This is a genomic window from Azospirillum endophyticum (genome assembly GCF_016595245.1).
Lineage (GTDB): Bacteria > Pseudomonadota > Alphaproteobacteria > Azospirillales > Azospirillaceae > Azospirillum > Azospirillum endophyticum.
Window position 1 is genome coordinate 309102 of the sequence record NZ_JAENHM010000073.1, and the last position, 16714, is coordinate 325815.

General features: G+C 68.1%; 15 protein-coding genes and 4 tRNA genes. 11 read left to right on the forward strand and 8 right to left on the reverse strand.

Features of this window, described 5'->3' with window-relative positions:
- Positions 1 to 70: 70 nt before the first annotated feature.
- Positions 71 to 1111 carry a rod shape-determining protein gene (locus JHL17_RS28325; RefSeq protein ID WP_012974729.1) on the reverse strand — a complete coding sequence of 347 codons (1041 nt, stop codon included), beginning with the start codon at positions 1109 to 1111 and terminating at the stop codon, positions 71 to 73.
- Between the two features lie 558 nt (positions 1112 to 1669).
- On the opposite strand from JHL17_RS28325, the gene phoU reads away from it, so the two are divergent.
- Both phoU and hisE read left to right on the forward strand, forming a co-directional pair.
- The gene (gene phoU / locus JHL17_RS28330) at positions 1670 to 2377 is read left to right on the forward strand and encodes a phosphate signaling complex protein PhoU (RefSeq protein ID WP_200197991.1); all 708 of its coding nucleotides are present in this window, start codon (positions 1670 to 1672) and stop codon (positions 2375 to 2377) included.
- Positions 2378 to 2512: 135 nt separating this feature from the next.
- Complete coding sequence (gene hisE / locus JHL17_RS28335) at positions 2513 to 2833, forward strand: phosphoribosyl-ATP diphosphatase (RefSeq protein ID WP_200197992.1); 321 nt, start codon at positions 2513 to 2515, stop codon at positions 2831 to 2833.
- A gap of 94 nt (positions 2834 to 2927) precedes the next feature.
- Here the strand turns inward: hisE and JHL17_RS28340 are convergent, their stop codons facing one another.
- On the reverse strand, positions 2928 to 4457 hold the full coding sequence (locus tag JHL17_RS28340; protein ID WP_200197993.1) for a class I SAM-dependent methyltransferase: 1530 nt from the start codon (positions 4455 to 4457) through the stop codon (positions 2928 to 2930).
- 227 nt (positions 4458 to 4684) lie between these two features.
- Here JHL17_RS28340 and JHL17_RS28345 point away from each other — a divergent pair.
- The 8 genes from JHL17_RS28345 to JHL17_RS28380 all read left to right on the forward strand — a co-directional run bounded on the left by JHL17_RS28345 (position 4685) and on the right by JHL17_RS28380 (position 9846).
- Positions 4685 to 4760 (forward strand) — tRNA-Lys (locus tag JHL17_RS28345).
- Positions 4761 to 4783: 23 nt separating this feature from the next.
- Positions 4784 to 4859, forward strand: a tRNA-Lys gene (locus tag JHL17_RS28350).
- A 23-nt stretch (positions 4860 to 4882) separates the two neighbouring features.
- A tRNA-Lys gene (locus JHL17_RS28355) sits at positions 4883 to 4958 on the forward strand.
- Between the two features lie 23 nt (positions 4959 to 4981).
- Positions 4982 to 5057, forward strand: a tRNA-Lys gene (locus tag JHL17_RS28360).
- Between the two features lie 244 nt (positions 5058 to 5301).
- Entirely contained in the window at positions 5302 to 6306 is a 1005-nt protein-coding gene (dusA, locus tag JHL17_RS28365; protein WP_200197994.1) for a tRNA dihydrouridine(20/20a) synthase DusA, read from the forward strand.
- A 186-nt stretch (positions 6307 to 6492) separates the two neighbouring features.
- Entirely contained in the window at positions 6493 to 7914 is a 1422-nt protein-coding gene (gene thrC, locus JHL17_RS28370; protein ID WP_200197995.1) for a threonine synthase, read from the forward strand.
- Complete coding sequence (locus JHL17_RS28375; protein ID WP_200197996.1) at positions 7911 to 9170, forward strand: M16 family metallopeptidase; 1260 nt, start codon at positions 7911 to 7913, stop codon at positions 9168 to 9170. The genes thrC and JHL17_RS28375 overlap by 4 nt, the downstream gene beginning before the upstream one ends.
- A 154-nt stretch (positions 9171 to 9324) precedes the next feature.
- Positions 9325 to 9846, forward strand: a complete 522-nt coding sequence (locus tag JHL17_RS28380; RefSeq protein WP_345773917.1) for a GNAT family N-acetyltransferase — start codon at positions 9325 to 9327, stop codon at positions 9844 to 9846.
- 36 nt (positions 9847 to 9882) lie between these two features.
- On the opposite strand, the gene JHL17_RS28385 is transcribed toward JHL17_RS28380, so the two are convergent.
- The 6 genes from JHL17_RS28385 to efp all read right to left on the reverse strand — a co-directional run bounded on the left by JHL17_RS28385 (position 9883) and on the right by efp (position 15273).
- Positions 9883 to 10146 (reverse strand): hypothetical protein, encoded by a 264-nt coding sequence (locus JHL17_RS28385; protein WP_200197997.1) that lies wholly within the window; start codon positions 10144 to 10146, stop codon positions 9883 to 9885.
- Positions 10147 to 10233: 87 nt separating this feature from the next.
- A complete protein-coding gene (locus JHL17_RS28390) occupies positions 10234 to 11628 on the reverse strand; it encodes a peptidoglycan -binding protein (protein ID WP_200197998.1) in 1395 nt (464 codons plus the stop codon).
- A 36-nt stretch (positions 11629 to 11664) separates the two neighbouring features.
- Positions 11665 to 12858 carry a flagellar motor protein MotA gene (locus JHL17_RS28395; protein WP_200197999.1) on the reverse strand — a complete coding sequence of 398 codons (1194 nt, stop codon included), beginning with the start codon at positions 12856 to 12858 and terminating at the stop codon, positions 11665 to 11667.
- Positions 12859 to 12906: 48 nt separating this feature from the next.
- On the reverse strand, positions 12907 to 13695 hold the full coding sequence (locus JHL17_RS28400) for an OmpA family protein (RefSeq protein WP_200198000.1): 789 nt from the start codon (positions 13693 to 13695) through the stop codon (positions 12907 to 12909).
- Positions 13696 to 13811: 116 nt separating this feature from the next.
- Complete coding sequence (locus JHL17_RS28405) at positions 13812 to 14609, reverse strand: inositol monophosphatase family protein (protein ID WP_200198001.1); 798 nt, start codon at positions 14607 to 14609, stop codon at positions 13812 to 13814.
- A gap of 97 nt (positions 14610 to 14706) precedes the next feature.
- The gene (efp, locus tag JHL17_RS28410; RefSeq protein ID WP_109048864.1) at positions 14707 to 15273 is read right to left on the reverse strand and encodes an elongation factor P; all 567 of its coding nucleotides are present in this window, start codon (positions 15271 to 15273) and stop codon (positions 14707 to 14709) included.
- 348 nt (positions 15274 to 15621) lie between these two features.
- Here efp and epmA point away from each other — a divergent pair, with 348 nt between their 5' ends.
- Complete coding sequence (gene epmA / locus JHL17_RS28415) at positions 15622 to 16689, forward strand: EF-P lysine aminoacylase EpmA (protein WP_200198002.1); 1068 nt, start codon at positions 15622 to 15624, stop codon at positions 16687 to 16689.
- Positions 16690 to 16714 lie beyond the last annotated feature (25 nt).

A 16714-nucleotide genomic window follows, 5' to 3' on the forward strand; every position in this document is an offset into this window, starting at 1 on the left:
GGTCCGTCTCCGGTCCTCACCGCCGGGGGTGGGCGGGGGACCGGAGGCCTTCAAACCAGGGATACACCAATCAGTAGGCGCTGACCAAGACGTTTCGCAGCGTCTTCATCTCCTCCAGAGCGCGGCCGGTGCCGAGCGCCACGCAGGAGAGGGGGTCGTCGGCGATCGACACCGGCAGGCCTGTGGCGTGGCGCAGGACGAAGTCCAGGTTGCCCAGCAGGGCGCCGCCGCCGGTCAGCACGATGCCCTTGTCGACGATGTCGGCGGCCAGTTCGGGAGCGGTGTGCTCCAGCGCCACCTTCACCGCCTCGACGATGGCCGACACGGGTTCGGCCAGCGACTCGGCGATCTGGCGCTCGGAGATGATCAGCTCCTTGGGCACGCCGTTCATCAGGTCGCGGCCCTTGATCTCCAGGATGCGGCCTTCGCCGTCCTCTGGCGGGCAGGCGGAGCCGATTTCCTTCTTGATCCGCTCGGCGGAGCCTTCGCCGACCAGCAGATTGTGGCTGCGGCGGATGTAGCCGATGATGGCCTCGTCCATCTTGTCGCCGCCGACGCGGACCGACCGCGAATAGACGATGCCGCCCAGCGACAGCACGGCCACCTCGGTGGTGCCGCCGCCGATGTCGACGACCATCGAACCCGTCGGCTCCGTCACCGGCAGCCCGGCGCCGATCGCGGCGGCCATCGGCTCCTCGATCAGGAAGACGCGGCGGGCGCCTGCGGCCTCCGCCGATTCCTGGATCGCCCGGCGTTCCACCGCGGTCGAGCCCGACGGCACGCAGATGATGACCTGCGGGCTGGCGAAGCTGCGGCGGTTGTGAACCTTGCGGATGAAATGCTTGATCATTTCCTCCGCGACTTCGAAATCGGCGATGACGCCGTCGCGAAGCGGCCGGATGGCCTGGATGTTGCCGGGGGTGCGGCCAAGCATCATCTTCGCCTCGTCACCGACGGCGAGAACCTGCTTTTTGCCGCGCACGTTGGCGATGGCGACGACGGACGGTTCGTTCAGGACGATGCCGCGGCCCTTGACATAGACCAGGGTGTTGGCCGTCCCCAGATCGATCGCCATGTCGGCGGACAGAACGCCGAGCAGTTTGGAGAGCATGGAGCTGACGAACTCTATCAAAGCGGTTGAGACGGCCGAGCCGGCGGGCTGACATAGCATGCCCGCCAACGGTTCCATAGTCGAATGCGCCCGCCCGCTCAAGCGGAGAGTGCGCCGGCAGTCCTGATACCTGCCGCGGATACGGGTCCCGGAGGGCCGGTGACCGCCGCGGCACGGCGTCTGGTGAGGCGGACATTGGCCGGTTAGGGTTAATATTCCGTCAACAGCCGATGGCCCCGCGGTCAAACCCGTTCCGATCCGCCGAAACCGCGCCGGCCGGTGTGACGGTGTTGTGTTTATCCCCGCCGATGCTGCGCCGCAATATGCTTTTGTCTGGCGCTTCGGCGGTTCCGGGTGGGAGCGGTGGTGATGGTCGACGGCGAGCCCATCCGCCGAGAGGCTGCACCGCAAAGATCATTCGGGCAGGTCCGGCGGTCGCGCATGGCCGGAAGTGGGGCGGGAGCGCAGCCCTTGGTCATAGGCGCTGTCATCGTACCGTAACGTCCCCGCGCTATGGTGCGGGCTTAGGGACTGACCGCCGGGAAGGGTTTGGCGACCATGAAGACCTCCGCTCCGCACATCGTGTCCGCGTTCGAGGACGCGCTGAAGCGGCTGAAATCCGCCATCGTGCAGATGGCCGGCGCTGCGGAGACGCAGATCGACCAGGCCTTGACCTGTCTGGCGCAGCGAAACCCGGACCTCGCACGGGAGATCGTGGAGGCCGATGCCCGGCTCGACTCGTTCGAGCACGATATCGAAGCCCACTGCATGCGCCTGCTGGCCCTGCGCCAGCCGGTCGCCGACGATCTGCGCGAAGTGATCGCGGCGTTGAAGATCGCCGGCGACCTGGAGCGCATCGGCGACCATGCCGCCAACACGGCCAAACGGGCCGTCGCCATTTTCAGCCTGCCCGAATCCGGATCGCTGGCGGGGTTGCCGCAGCTCGGCCGGCTGGTGCGCGAGCGGCTCAGTGCGGTGATCGACGCCTATGTCGACAATGACGGCGAGGCGGCGCTCCGCATCTGGCGCACCGACGACGAGGTGGATGCGCTCTACACCAGCCTCGTCGCGGAGGTGGAGCGGTCCGCCCTGGCGGCGCCGGACCAGTTCATGGCGCATATGCACCTGATGATGATCGCCAAGAACCTGGAGCGCATCGGCGATCACGCCACCAACATCGCCGAGGTCGTCCATTTCATCAGCACCGGCGAAGCCCTGCTGGACGAGCGCCCGAAGGCCGATCACTCCTACGACCCGGTGGGCTGAGGCCGGGGCGCCGCATGGCATTAAGCCTTCTTGCGGCGCCTTACCGCGCCTATGGGGGATAGCAATTTCGTTGCGGAACGATCACGTTAGTGAAGCGATGCTTCCGTCGCCCGCAAACGAGACACATCCTATCTGATGACCGACGACCTGATCCGCCTCTATGCCGCCATTCTCGAACGCCAACAGATGGACCCCGCGCTCTCCAAGACTGCGCGGCTGATCGCCGCCGGCCCGAAAAAGATTGCCAAGAAGGTCGGCGAGGAAGCGGTCGAGGTGGCGCTGGACGCCATGAACGAGGATCGGCAGGGCGTGATCAACGAGAGCGCCGATCTGCTCTACAATCTGTCGGTCCTCTGGGCAACGCTGAAGATCCATCCCGATGACGTCTTCGCCGAAATCCGTCGGCGCGAGGCCCTTTACGGTATCGCGGAGAAGCTGCCGAAGACGGTGGCCTGAACCGGATCGCGGAGAGCCAGGCTCGATTTGAAGCGGGCTTCCGACCGCCAAGCCATGGTGATCGGGAGCGTGGACGCTCCGCCCTCCCAGCCTCTCATGCCACCCCGAGCCCTTCCAGAAACGGTCGTCGCCGCTGTACGAAGGCTGCATGGCGCCGCGCCAGTTCCGCACGGTTCGCATCGTCCCCTTCGCAGCGCTCACCGTCCCGACCCAGCACGATGCCGTCGGCCGACAGATGACGCCAGACGAAGGCGACAGGCTCCTCGCCCAGCCTGTCGGCCAGCAGGAACAGCGCCTCGATCCGCGACACCGGCACGCCGGCACCCAGCAGCGGCGAGGCGAGCTGCCCCGGCGTGTCACCGAAGCGATGGCGCTCCAGCACGGCGGCGTTGAAGCGGTCGCTCGAACTGCGGCGCTCGGCGAAACCGTCGTCCGGCATGGCCGGGGCGGCCAGCGACAGGCTGGTCAGCAGCACCAGGGCGCGCAGCACCGCGTCTTCCCCCTGGGCCGCCAGCGCCGGTCGGGCGAGCAGCGCGTCGAGGCTCTGCGGTCCCGCGGCCAGGGCCTCCGCCAGCGGATGGTAGAGCGCCCGCGGGAAAGGCAGCCGGCCGACGGGAGTGGAGGCGATCTCCGGCAGATCGTCGGCCGCCGCCAGCAGGACGAAACGGCTTTCGCCCAGCAGGGCGCGCCGCTCGGCCGGACCCAGCCGCTCGCCGCCCTTCACGAACAGGTCGCGGCGGAAACTGCGGTTGGTCATCATGTCGCGCAGGGTCTCCGCCTGGGCGGGATCGCGCGCCTCCGCCGCCAGCGTCTGCTGGGCGGGGGAAAGCGTGAGGTCGTCGAGCTGCTCCATCGGCACGGCGGCGGCGGCGAAGTCCAGCTTGGCGGCGGCCAATTCGCGGACCACGTCGGCATGGTAGAAGGCTGTCCAGTCGCCGTTCAGATATTCGTGGGCGATGTAGTTCGGCGATTTGCGACGGAGCTGCTCGATGCGCTCCGCCACCCCATCGGTACCGGCGAACCAGCCGCCACCCTGGGCCGCCATCCGCGCGGCGAAGTCCACCGCCTGCGTGATGCGCTCGGGCAGGGGGCCGTTCCCTTCGGCGCATCGCTCCACCAGCAGGCGGCGCAGCGGCATATGGGCCAAGGTGCCGGGCAGGGCGTTGTAGCTGACGAAGACGACGCCGCCCGGCGCCAGCCGGCGGCGCAGCACCTCCAGCAGAATCGCCCGGTTCTCGGCACTCACCCAGGACCAGACGCCATGCAGGGCCACGGCGTCGAGCATCGGCCCGTCGCGCCGGGCATAGTCGGCGAAACTCTCCTCCAGGAACTCGGCGTTGCCCAGCCCGGCATCGTCGGCCAGCCGCCGGACTCCGGCGATGTGCGAGGGGCTGAAGTCCATCGCCTCGAACCGGGCCGCCGGATGGGCGCCGGCCAGCAACGCGCTGGTCAATCCATGGCCGCAGCCGGGCTCCGCCATGGTGAAGCGGCCTTGGCGCAGGGCTTCGAGGGGGCGCCAGCCGCGCAGCGTCAGGGCGAAGCAGAGCAGGGCCGGCGACCAGTCACGGTAGATGGCACGGATATAGTCGATGCCGCCGACATAGCCTTCGGTCCAGCCGCCCATCCTCGATCTCCCGTTTCGATACGCCGTTACGACAGCGCCGGTTTAGCCGCCGGGGGTGGAGTCCGGCCACCGAAAAGCGTGTGCCAAAAAATTCACAAGGGGTGCGATTTTGCTATCGACAGGCCAAATGCCCTTCGTTATAAACCGCGCCACACCGGCCGGGACAACGGCTTGGCCGGCGCGATGAACAGTCGGCTGTTTCAGCCAAGTTCATGGCAGCAAGAGATGGGCGCATAGCTCAGTTGGTAGAGCAGCTGACTCTTAATCAGCGGGTCCAAGGTTCGAGTCCTTGTGCGCCCACCATCTCTTGAAGACTTCCTACGGATGGGCGCATAGCTCAGTTGGTAGAGCAGCTGACTCTTAATCAGCGGGTCCAAGGTTCGAGTCCTTGTGCGCCCACCATCTCTTGAAGACTTCCTACGGATGGGCGCATAGCTCAGTTGGTAGAGCAGCTGACTCTTAATCAGCGGGTCCAAGGTTCGAGTCCTTGTGCGCCCACCATCTCTTGAAGACTTCCTACGGATGGGCGCATAGCTCAGTTGGTAGAGCAGCTGACTCTTAATCAGCGGGTCCAAGGTTCGAGCCCTTGTGCGCCCACCATCCATAAGGGGCTGGAACCGAGCAGGTTCCGGCCCCTTTCCATTGGTGCAGCCGGCTTGGCTGCATTCCGGCGGGTGGAAGCCCTCCGCCGCAAGCCGATCATTTCCATCGGCCCCGCCGATGGCTATCATCCGAGGAAGACGGCGGCTGGACGATTGCCTTTGCTCCCCTTCGCCATGATCTCTCCTCGCGGTTTGGTCCTGAATTTCTCCTGGCGTCTCACCAGCCCCGGTTCGCACTCGAAATGACCCTGCCCCCCGCCATCCCGCTCAGCGTCGCCCCGATGATGGATTGGACCGACCGGCATTGCCGGTACTTCCACCGTCTGCTGTCGCGCTCGACGCTGCTCTACACCGAGATGGTGACCACGGGCGCCGTGCTGCATGGCGACCGCGAACGCCTGCTGGGTTTCGAAGCGGCGGAACATCCGGTGGCGCTCCAGCTCGGCGGGTCGGACCCGGCGGATCTCGCCGCCTGCGCCCGCATCGCGCAGGAGTGGGGCTATGACGAGGTGAACCTGAACGTCGGCTGCCCCAGCGACCGCGTGCAGTCCGGCCGCTTCGGCGCCTGCCTGATGGCCGAGCCGGAGTTGGTGGCAAGGCTGGTCGGGGCCATGCGCGACGCGGTGTCGATCCCCGTCACCGTCAAGTCGCGCATCGCCATCGACGAGATGGAGGAGTGGCCGACGCTGGACCATTTCATCCGCACCGTCTCCGCCGCCGGCTGCACCCACTTCGTCGTGCATGCCCGCAAGGCCTGGCTGAAGGGCCTGAGCCCCAAGGAGAACCGGGATATCCCGCCATTGCGCTACGACCTCGTCCATCGGCTGAAGGCGGACTATCCGCAGCTGACCATCGCCATCAACGGCGGGATCAGGACGCTGGACGAGGCGGAGCGGCATCTCGGCAAGGTCGACAGCGTGATGATCGGCCGCGCCGCCTACGAGACCCCCTATCTGCTGGCCGACGCCGACCGCCGCCTGATGGGCGGGGAGCCCGGCCCCGACCGCCATGCGGTGATCAGCGCCATGCTGCCCTACATCGAGGCGCGGATGACGCGCGGCACGCCGCTGTCCTCGATCACCCGCCACATGCTGGGCCTGTTCCAGGGGCTGCCCGGTGCCCGCGCCTACCGCCGGCACATCGCCGAGAACGCCCACCGCCCCGGCGCCGGCCCCGAGGTGCTGGAGCGCGCGGCGGTCTTGGTGCGGCGGCGCAGTGCGGACGAGACGGTCGATGAGGCCGCGTGAGGCCGACAAACCCGGACTGAACGGTTGAACGGTGCGGGCAAAGCCATTCCATGGTGTTTCAAGCGTTCCATCGGCGTTCCTCAGGCGGCCCCAACCGGACGGAATGGGCGCCGTGCGTCCCGCACCGCTTGCGTGCGGGCAGGGTCCTCGCTAACTATGCCCACTTCATCGGACGGAGTGTAAGCGGTGCGGTACGTCAGCACGCGGGGCACGGCCCCGGTCCTGGGTTTTGAAGACGTCCTCCTGGCCGGGCTGGCGCGCGACGGTGGCCTCTACGTGCCGGAGACCTGGCCGCAGTTCACGGCCGACGACATCCGCGCCCTGCGCGGTCTGCCCTACAGCGAGATCGCCGTCCGCGTGATGCTGCCCTTCCTGGGGGGCTCAATCGCCGAGGACGAGTTCCGCGCCATCGTCCGTGACGCCTATGCCAGCTTCGACCATGCGGCGGTGACCCCGCTGGTGCAGGTCGATCCGACCACCTGGGTGCTGGAGCTGTTCCACGGCCCGACGCTGGCCTTCAAGGACGTGGCGCTGCAGCTGCTCGGCCGCCTGTTCGACCATGTGCTGGCCAAGCGCGGGCAGCGGGTGACCATCGTCGGCGCCACCTCCGGCGACACCGGCTCGGCCGCCATCGAGGCCTGCCGCGACCGCCAGAACGTCGACATCTTCATCCTGCACCCCAAGGGCCGCACGTCCGAGGTGCAGCGCCGGCAGATGACCAGCGTGCTGTCGTCCAACGTCCACAACATCGCGCTGGACGGCACCTTCGACGATTGCCAGGATCTGGTGAAGGCGATGTTCAACGACGGCGCCTTCCGCGACCGGATGGGGCTGTCGGCGGTGAACTCGATCAACTGGGCCCGCATCATGGCCCAGATCGTCTATTACTTCACCGCCGCGGTGGCGCTGGGCGCTCCCGACCGCAAGCTCGCCTTCACCGTGCCGACCGGCAATTTCGGCAACGTCTATGCCGCCTACGGCGCCCGCGCCATGGGGCTGCCGGTGGAGACGCTGGTGGTCGGCTCCAACAGCAACGACATCCTGGCGCGCTTTTTCGCCAGCGGGAGCATGGTCGCGACGCCCGTCGTGCCTACCTTGTCTCCCAGCATGGACATCCAGATCTCTTCCAACTTCGAACGGCTGCTCTTCGACCTGCTCGACCGCGACGGCACCGCGGTGACGGAGGCGCTGAACCGCTTCCGCGCCGAGGGCAGGTTCACGGTGACCGAGGTGCAGCTGGCCCGCGCGCTGGCGATCTTCTCCGGCCACCGGGTGGACGAGGCCGCCACCATGGCGACCATCGCCGAGGTCTGGAAGGACAGCCTCTATCTGCTCGATCCGCACACGGCGGTCGGCATCGGCGCGGCCAAGGCCGCGGTCGCGGCCGGCCGGGTCGATCCGACCGCCGCGATGGTGGTTCTCGCCACCGCCCATCCCGCCAAGTTCCCCGACGCGGTGGAAAAGGCGACCGGCCGCCGGCCGGACCTGCCGCCGCGCCTGTCCGATCTTTATGTGCGCGAGGAGCGCCTGTCCGACCTGCCGAACGACTTGAAGGCAGTGCAGGATTTCGTCACCGCGCGCGCCCGCGCCGCCCAGGAGGCCGCATGAGTTCCATTCGTGTGACGACGTTGCCCAACGGGCTTCGCGTCGCGACCGACACCATGCCCGACGTGCAGTCCGTTTCGCTCGGCTGCTGGGTCGGGGTGGGGACCCGCAACGAGGCGGCGAGCGTCAACGGCGTCGCCCATCTCGTCGAGCATATGCTGTTCAAGGGCACCCGGCGCCGCTCGGCCTTCCGCATCTCCGAGGAGATCGAGAATGTCGGCGGCCAGCTCAACGCCTACACCACCCGCGAGCAGACCGCCTATTACGCCAAGGTCCTGCACGAGGATGCGCCGCTGGCGCTCGACATCCTCTCCGACATGATCCAGCACTCGACGCTGGACGCCGAGGAGCTGGTGCGCGAGCGCACGGTGGTGCTGCAGGAGATCGGCCAGAGCGCCGACACGCCGGACGACATCATCTTCGACCATTTCCAGTCCACCGCCTATCCGGGCCAGGCCATCGGCCGTCCGGTGCTGGGGTCGGCCGAGATCGTCGGGGCGCTGCCGCGCGAGGCGCTGGTCGACTACATCGCCGGCCATTACGGCGCCCCCGGCATGGTGCTGAGCGCCGCCGGACGGATCGAGCATGACAGGATGGTCGATCTTGCGCTGAAGGCCTTCGGCGACCTGCCGGCCGGCGTGCCGCCCAAGCCGGAGTCCGCCAGCTACACCGGCGGCGACTTCCGCGAGGACCGCGACCTCGAGCAGATGCACCTCGTGCTCGGCTTCGACGGGGTGGGGGTGCACGACCCCGACTTCTACGCCCACTCGGTGCTCTCCACCCTGCTGGGCGGCGGCATGTCGTCCCGCCTGTTCCAGGAGGTGCGGGAGAAGCGCGGGCTGGTCTATTCCATCTACACCTTCACCGGCGGCTATCATGACGGTGGCCTGTTCGGCGTCTATGCCGGCACCGGCGAGGACGAGGTGGCGGAACTGGTCCCCGTCGTCTGCGACGAGATCGCCAAGGTCGGCGCCGACGTCACCGAGGACGAAGTCGCCCGTGCCCGCGCCCAGCTGAAGGCCGGCACGCTGATGGCGCTGGAAAGCACCATGTCGCGCTGCGAGCAGCTGGGCCAGCAGATGCTGATTTACGACCGCCCGGTTCCGGTGGACGAAATCGTGGCGAAGATCGACGGTGTCGACCGCGAAGCCGTGGTCAAGGCCGCCTCCCGCCTGCGCGCCAGCCGTCCGACCGTGGCGGCGCTCGGCCCGATCGACAAGCTGGAAAGCTACGACCGCATCGCGGAGCGTCTCGCCTGACGATGAAGACGGCGGCGGTGCCCACTTTCCCCCTGCGATTCTCCCCCTCTCCCCCCCGGGGAGAGGGTCGGGGTGAGGGGGATACACGGGGANTCTCCTCGGCAGCGGCCTCATCAGCCCCCCCGCGGTCCGGCTCGACGGTCCGCATTGCTACATCCGTCCGCCCCTGCCGCGCGATTGGCGGGAATGGGCGGATCTCAGGGCCGCATCGCGGGCCTTCCTGACCCCGTGGGAGCCCACTTGGCCGGCCGACGCCCTGACGCGGACGGCCTTCGCCCGGCGGCTGCGCCGGCAGGCACAGGAATGGCGGGACGACCTCGGCTACAGCTTCCTGATCTTCGACCGGGCGACCGACTCGCTGGTCGGCGGACTCGGCCTGACCAACATCCGCCGCGGCGTGGCGCAGATGGGTACGCTCGGTTATTGGGCCGGCCAGCCCTATGCCCGCAACGGCTATGTGTCCGGCGGCACCAAGCTGGTCCTGGAATTCGCCTTCGGGCAGCTCGGCCTTCACCGCATCGAGGCTGCCTGTCTGCCGACCAACCTGCCGAGCCGCGGCCTGTTGGAGAAGGTCGGCTTCGCCCATGAAGGCTATGCGCGCGGTTATCTGCGCATCGACGGCGCATGGCGCGACCATGTCCTCTACGCCATCCTCCGGGAGGAGTGGAAGGGCTGAAGCAACGCCTCTCCGCTCCATCCCGTCCGGGGGCGCCTACTTCGACGGCTGGTTGTTGCCGTGGGTGTCCTGCTGCTGGTCGGCCTGCTTCTTGGCCTCGTCCTTCTTCTTCGCTTCGTGATGGCCGACGGCGCAGCCGACCGCCGCGCCGGCGACGCCGTGACCCGAGCCGACCATATGACCGGCGACGCCGCCGACGGCCGCGCCCTTGACGCAGCCCTTGGCTTCGGCCTGTTGGGGAAGGGCGGCGATGCCGCCGGCCAGGATGGCGACCGACAGCACAGCAAAGAGTGTCTTCATGACGGTTGATCCTTCGCTTCGACAAAGGTGTCGATGGCTAAGGAAACACCGGCCCGCCCGGCGTGGTTCCGGGCGGATGAAAGACGGTCAGCGCTGATCCAGCTTGATCTCGATGCGGCGGTTCTTCGCCAGGGCCTCGTCGGAGCTGCCGGGATCGATCGGCTGGAACTCGCCGAAGGCGGCGGCGGCGAGGCGCTCGGGCGGGATGCCCTGGTCGATCAGGAACTTGACCACCGACAGGGCCCGGGCCGACGACAGTTCCCAGTTGGAGGCGAACTGGAAGCGCACCGGCTTGATGTCGGTGTGACCGTCGACCCGCAGCACCCAGTTGATGTCGGACGGGATGGCCTTGCCGATCTCGAGCAGGGTGCGGGCGAGGTCGGCCAGACGCTGCTTGCCGGCTTCCTCCAGCGTCGCGGAGCCCGACGGGAACAGCAGCTCCGACTGGAAGACGAAGCGGTCGCCGACGATCCTGACGTCCGGCCGGCTGCCCAGCGCTTCGCGGACGCGGCCGAAGAACTCGGACTTGTAGCGGCCGAGATCCTGGACCTTGGCGGCAAGCGCTTGGTTCAGCCGGGCGCCCAGCTCGGCGATCTGCACCTTCTGCTCGGAGGTCGCCTTTTCCGACACCTCCAGCGCAGCGCCGATGCGGGCGAGCTGGTCGCGGAGCGCCAGAAGCTGCTGGTTCAGCAGGTCGATCTGCTGCTTGCTTTTGGTGCCCTCCGCCTGTTCGCCGGTCAGCGAGGCCATCAGGTCGCGGATGCGGAGCTCGCGCTGCTCCAGGTCCTTCTGCGCTTGGCTGCGGCTGTCGGCCAACTGCGACTCCAGCCCTTTCAGCCGGATGTCGCGCTGGTCGATCTCCTTCTGCGCCAGCATCGTCTTCTCGGCGGCGGAGGCCAGTTCCGACTCCAGCGCCTTGGCCCGGTCGCGGGTGGTGCCGAGTTCGGACAGCAGGGCCTGGCGTTGCTGTTCGGTCAGCTTGGTGGCGGCGGCGGCGGCGGCCAACTCGCCTTCCAGCTTCTGCCGGGCATCGCGCAACGCCTTGATGTCGGCCTGGAGGCTGAGGATCTCCTTCAGCTTCAGGTCCAGCGTCTCGCGATCGACGCGGACGTTGCGCTGAAGCTCTTCGAGCGTGCGGGCGGTGCGGTCGCGGTCCTCCTGAAGCTGGCTCAGCTTCAGGGTCATGTCGTCACGGCTGGTGACGGAGGTCTGCAACTCGGTCGACAGCTGGGTGATGTTGACGCGGAGGTCGCCGTTGGCGTCCCGCTCCATGGCCAGCAGGTCGTTCATCTCCGCGATCTTGTGGTTCAGGGCGCTCAGCTGCTCGTCACGGCCGGTCAGGGCGGTGGCGAGGTAGAATTGCGCCACGACGAAGATCATCAGCAGGAAGATGACGACCATCACCAGCGATGACAGGGCGTCGACCCAGCCGGGCCAGGCGTTGGCGTCGCGATGGCCGTTGCGGCGGCTGATGCTGGCCATGGGTGCTCCCGGCGTTGGCCTTTGGGGCTTTGGGTGTCAGCGCGGCTGCTGGTCGGCTTCTTCGGCAAGCGCGGCGATGGTGCGGGCCAGCAGCTTGATCTCGCTGCGGATCTCTTGCACCGCCTGGACGCGGCCGTTGGAGGAGTCCTCGACGATGCGGGCGAGATAGATGTCCATGTTGCGCAGGTGCTGGCGCGAGGCGTCGTCGAAGCCGCCGCCGACATTTTCCGCCAGCCTGTCCAGCAGGCCCTTCACCTCCAGCTGGTTCTCGCCCAGCCGCAGGAGAAGCTGCTGTTCGGCCCGCATATGGTCGGTCAGGCTCGACAGCCGCTCGGTCAGCGCCATCAGGTTGGCGTTGGCGGCGCGCCGGCCCTCTTCCGCCGTGGCGACGGTGCGCTGGAGGGAGTCCAGGTTCTCGGCGGTCTGCTCCAGCAGGGCGGTCAGGTAGGCGGAGGCGGCATGGTCCCCCGATTCCAACCCGCCGGCAGCCCCGCTCGACAGCCGGGTGGCGCTGGACAGCCAGTCCTCGAGGTCCTGGAAGAAGCGGTTGTGGGCCTGGCTGGCCTGGAGTTCGAGGAAACCCAGCACCAACGATCCGGCAAGGCCGAACAGCGAGGAGGAGAAGGCGGTTCCCATGCCGACCAGCGGCGCTTCCAGCCCCTGTTGCAGGTGGGAAAACATCGTGCCGACATCGCCGCCCTGGACCGACAGGCTGCCGATGACGCCGCCCACCGACTGCACGGTATGCAGCAGGCCCCAGAAGGTGCCGAGCAGGCCGAGGAAGATCAGCAGGCCGATCAGATAGCGCGACAGCTCCCGCGATTCGTCGAGGCGCGAGGCGATGCCGTCCAGCATCGAGCGCATCGACAGGGCCGACAGGGTCAGCCGGCCGCGCCGTTCGCCCAGCATGCGCGCCATCGGGGCCAGCAGCACCGGCTCCTGCAGTGCGGCCGGGGCGACGCCGCTCTGATACTGCTCCAGCCAGGCCACTTCGGGGCGCAGCATCAGCACCTGGCGGAAGATGAAGGCGATGCCGGCGAGCAGCGTCGCCAGGATGACGCCGTTCAGCGGCGCGTTGTTCAGGAAGGCCGATCGCAGGGCGGGGAACAGCAGGCCAGTCACCCCGACGACCACCACCAGGAACAGGATCATCCGGGTCAGGAACCGCTCCGGGCGTGTCATGAGGGCGGATACCTCCAGCGGTCGGGTCGTCGGGATTATGGCGGTCATGATGCTCCGGTGGGGTGTCCCGATCAGACCTCGCGCACGGGGTGGGCGCTATTCGTTCAGAAAGACTGCATCGATCCTGTCGGAAGCCCCGCCCCCGTCGTCGAGGCCCAATGCACGGACATCGACGCGGGTGCTGCGGATCCCGAAGACGGTCAGCCGCTCGCGCAACGCCAGCGCCCGGGCCAGCGCCCGCTGACGCGCCTCGCGCGCCGTGTCGGGGGTGCCGCTGGCGTAGGAGCGCAGCTGAAGCCTCGCGGTGTCGCTGGCACGAAGCCGCTCGACGATCCGGTCGACCACGGCGTCTGCCGCATCCGGCAGATTGGTGGCATCGGCCGGGAACACAAGGCTCAAAACGCTCGAAGGTGGCAGGCTAGCCGCCGGAGGTGCCGCTTCCGGCGGAGGGGGTAGTGCGGCAGTGTCGGTCCGCGGGGTGGCCGGCGCCGGAGTGGCGGCTCCTCCCGGCGCGGCCGGCTGCTGCGGTGTGGCCGGAGCCAAAGTCGGAGCCGGGGCCGGGGCCGGAGTTTGGGCCGGCTGGGTGCGGGCGGTGGCGCGGGGGACCGGCTGGGCGGGACCTTCGGTCAGGTCCGGCAGCGGAGGCGCATCGAGCGGCTGCGGCAGCACGAGGCGCGGCGGGGCCTTGACCGGCGGCGGGGTGCGCAGACTGGGACGGGGAGGGGCGGGCAGCGGGACGGCGTTTTCCAGCGTCAGTCCGCCAGGTGAGCCTCCGGGGCCATTGGCCGGAGCCGCAGCCGACAGGGCAGCCGGAGAGAGCGTCCAGACCGCGCACAGCGCGGCGGCGGCAAGGTGCTTGCGGTCGGCGTGTCCCCAGCGGCCCAAAACGATGCGTCCCGTTAAACCTTTGTCCCGCAGACCATAGCCTATCGATCGCTCCAGCCACAACCACCCATCCGCCATTCCCGTCCTGGACGGGCGGCGGATGGGGCGGGCAGGGCTCAGCCCTTGGCGCCCTTCAGCAGGCGGGAGACCGGGACCTGGAGGTGGCTGTTGGTGGCGAGCACGTTGCCGGTGAAGACCGGGTTGCGGCCGCCATCGATCTCGCCGACGAAGCCGCCGGCCTCGGTGACCATCAGCACGCCGGCGGCGCAGTCCCACGGCGCGAGGCCGCGTTCCCAATAGGCGTCGTACCGGCCGGCGGCGGTGTAGGCGAGGTCGAGCGAGGCGGCGCCGAAGCGGCGGATGCCCGCGACCTCCTTCATCACCGCCTCCTGCTCCTTCAGGAAGGTGGCGTGGTCGCCGCGGCCCTTGAAGGGGATGCCGGTGGCCAGCACGCAATCCTCGAGCTTGCGGCGTTCGGACACGCGCAGGCGGGTGTGGTTGACGAAGGCGCCGGCGCCCTTCTCGGCCCAGAACAGCTGGTCGCCGATGGGGGCGTAGATGACGCCGGCGACGATCTCGCCGTTGCGCTCGGCGCCGATGGAGATCGCCCAGTGCGGCAGGCCGTGCAGGAAGTTGGTGGTGCCGTCGAGCGGATCGACGATCCAGCGCGCCTCGGCATCGCTGCCCTTGGACGCGCCGCTCTCCTCCATCAGGAAACCGAATTCGGGTCGCGCCTTCTGCAGCTCTTCGCGCAGGGTGCGTTCGGCCTTCAGGTCGGCGGCGGACACGAAGTCCGCCGGCCCCTTGCGCGACACCTGGAGGTGTTCGACCTCGCCGAAGTCGCGGACGAGACCCCGGGCGGCCTTTTCGGCGGCGCGGACCATGACGTTGATGAGAGCGGAGCGGGTGGCCATGGGTGTGGGTGTACCGTTTCGTGCAGGAACCAGAAAACAATACACCGGCCTCCGCGCGTGGCGAAGACCGGTGATGGCAGGACGGACCTGAGAAGGATCAGTCCTTGGCGCGCTCGACGTATTCGCCGCTGGCGGTATCGACGACGACGCGGGTCCCGGCCTCGATGTGCGGCGGAACCAGGATCGACACGCCGTTCTCCAGCTTGGCCGGCTTGTAGGAGGAAGAGGCCGTCTGGCCCTTCACCACCGGGTCGGATTCGGTGATCAGCAGCGTGACCTTGCCGGGGATCTCGACGCCCAGCGGCGAGCCCTCATGGCTCTGCACCGTGACTTCCATGCCGTCCTGCAGGAAGACGGCCGGCTCGCCGATGATGTCGCGCGGGATGGCGACCTGCTCGAAGCTTTCCTTGTCCATGAAGGTGAAGCTGTCGCCCTCGGCGAAGAGGAAGGTCATCTCATGCTCGTCCAGGCGAGCGCGCTCAACGGTCTCCTGGGTGCGGAACCGCTCGATCGACTTGTTGCCGGTGCGGACGTCCTTCATTTCCAACTGAATGAAGGCGCCGCCCTTGCCGGGCTGCACGATGGCGGTTTTGGTGATGACCCAGAGCTTACCGTTGTGCTCCAGCACATGGCCGGGGCGCATCGTGTTGGCATTGACCTTCATGGCTTACTCATGACTTCCGGAAATATGGGCGGCGCGGACCCTACCAGCTTGACCGCCGGTAGGCAACGGCGCGGAACGATAAGCACGCGCAATCCGGCCGATTGACGGGTGATTCTTCGCCAAACCGGCCAGGCCGAGTTTAGAACGGCTCCAGCAATGCGACGTTTGAAACGCTTTTGCCGACCCTGTTCAGTGTTCCATCCGTCCCGGCCCTGCGGTCCGACGACGACGGGCGGAGTTTATCACAGGCAGCGGCTGTGACCAATCCCAAGCCGGCTTGAGTACGCCGGCCGTGGATGCTCTGATGCGGCCGCACCCCTTTCGACTGTCCATCAAGAGCGCGCCGACATGTCCGCCCCCATCCGCTCCATCGAGCTTCCTCCCTGGCATCCCGAGGCGCTGGCCCGCCGCCGGCCCTATCTGGCGGCGCGCGGCCGGGTGCTGAATGCCGTCCGCCGCGTGTTCCAGGACCTTGCCTTCATCGAGGTGGACACGCCGGCCCTGCAGGTTTCGCCGGGAATGGAGCCGCATCTCCAGGCCTTCGCCACCGAACTGCAGGGACCCCACCCGGACGACCGCCGCCGGCTCTATCTGCACACCAGCCCGGAATTCGCGATGAAGAAGCTGCTGGTCGCGGGCGTGCCGCGGCTGTGGCAACTGGCGCATGTCTACCGCAACGGCGAGCGGTCGGGAACGCATGCGCCGGAATTCTCGATGCTGGAATGGTATCGCGCCGGGGACGGCTACCGCACGCTGATCGACGATTGCCGGGACCTGCTCTGCGCCGGGGCTGAGGCCGGCGGGCGGCGGAGCTTCGGCTTCCGCGGCATGACCTGCGATCCCTTCGCGGTCTGGCGGGTGCTGACCGTGCCGGAAGCCTTCCAGGAGTATGCCGGCATCGACCTGATGGCGACCTATGACGGTGGCCACGATCCCGACCCGGCGGCGCTGGCGGCGGAGGCGGCGCGCATCGGCATCGTCCCCCATCACGGCGACCGCTGGGAGGACATCGTCTTCCGAATCATGTTCGACCGGATCGAGCCGCATCTGGGGGCCGGCGTGCCCTGCGTGCTGACCGATTATCCACTGTGCATGGCGGCGCTATCGCGGCCGAAGCCGGAGGACCCGCGGCTGGCCGAGCGGTTCGAACTGTATGCCTGCGGGCTGGAACTGGCGAACGCCTTCGGCGAGTTGACCGATCCGGCGGTGCAGCGCGCCCGCTTCGAGGCGGACATGGCGCTGAAGGAACGCCTCTATGGCGAACGCTTCCCGGTCGACGAGGATTTCCTCGCCGCCCTGGAGCATGGCATGCCGCAAAGCAGCGGCATTGCCATGGGCTTCGACCGGCTGGCGATGCTGTGCAGCGGGGCCGAGAGCATCGAGCAGGTGCTGTGGCTGCCGGTCGCCGGGGTATGAGGGGGCGCCCTCTCCCGGTTGGGGA

Bases quoted from the DNA above. Each gene is read 5' to 3' on its own strand.
- JHL17_RS28325 (WP_012974729.1), bottom strand. From the start codon at position 1,111: ATGCTCTCCAAACTGCTCGGCGTTCTGTCCGCCGACATGGCGATCGAT.
- phoU (WP_200197991.1), top strand. From the start codon at position 1,670: ATGAAGACCTCCGCTCCGCACATCGTGTCCGCGTTCGAGGACGCGCTG.
- hisE (WP_200197992.1), top strand. From the start codon at position 2,513: ATGACCGACGACCTGATCCGCCTCTATGCCGCCATTCTCGAACGCCAA.
- JHL17_RS28340 (WP_200197993.1), bottom strand. From the start codon at position 4,457: ATGGGCGGCTGGACCGAAGGCTATGTCGGCGGCATCGACTATATCCGT.
- dusA (WP_200197994.1), top strand. From the start codon at position 5,302: ATGACCCTGCCCCCCGCCATCCCGCTCAGCGTCGCCCCGATGATGGAT.
- JHL17_RS28375 (WP_200197996.1), top strand. From the start codon at position 7,911: ATGAGTTCCATTCGTGTGACGACGTTGCCCAACGGGCTTCGCGTCGCG.
- JHL17_RS28385 (WP_200197997.1), bottom strand. From the start codon at position 10,146: ATGAAGACACTCTTTGCTGTGCTGTCGGTCGCCATCCTGGCCGGCGGC.
- JHL17_RS28390 (WP_200197998.1), bottom strand. From the start codon at position 11,628: ATGGCCAGCATCAGCCGCCGCAACGGCCATCGCGACGCCAACGCCTGG.
- JHL17_RS28395 (WP_200197999.1), bottom strand. From the start codon at position 12,858: ATGACCGCCATAATCCCGACGACCCGACCGCTGGAGGTATCCGCCCTC.
- JHL17_RS28405 (WP_200198001.1), bottom strand. From the start codon at position 14,609: ATGGCCACCCGCTCCGCTCTCATCAACGTCATGGTCCGCGCCGCCGAA.
- efp (WP_109048864.1), bottom strand. From the start codon at position 15,273: ATGAAGGTCAATGCCAACACGATGCGCCCCGGCCATGTGCTGGAGCAC.
- epmA (WP_200198002.1), top strand. From the start codon at position 15,622: ATGTCCGCCCCCATCCGCTCCATCGAGCTTCCTCCCTGGCATCCCGAG.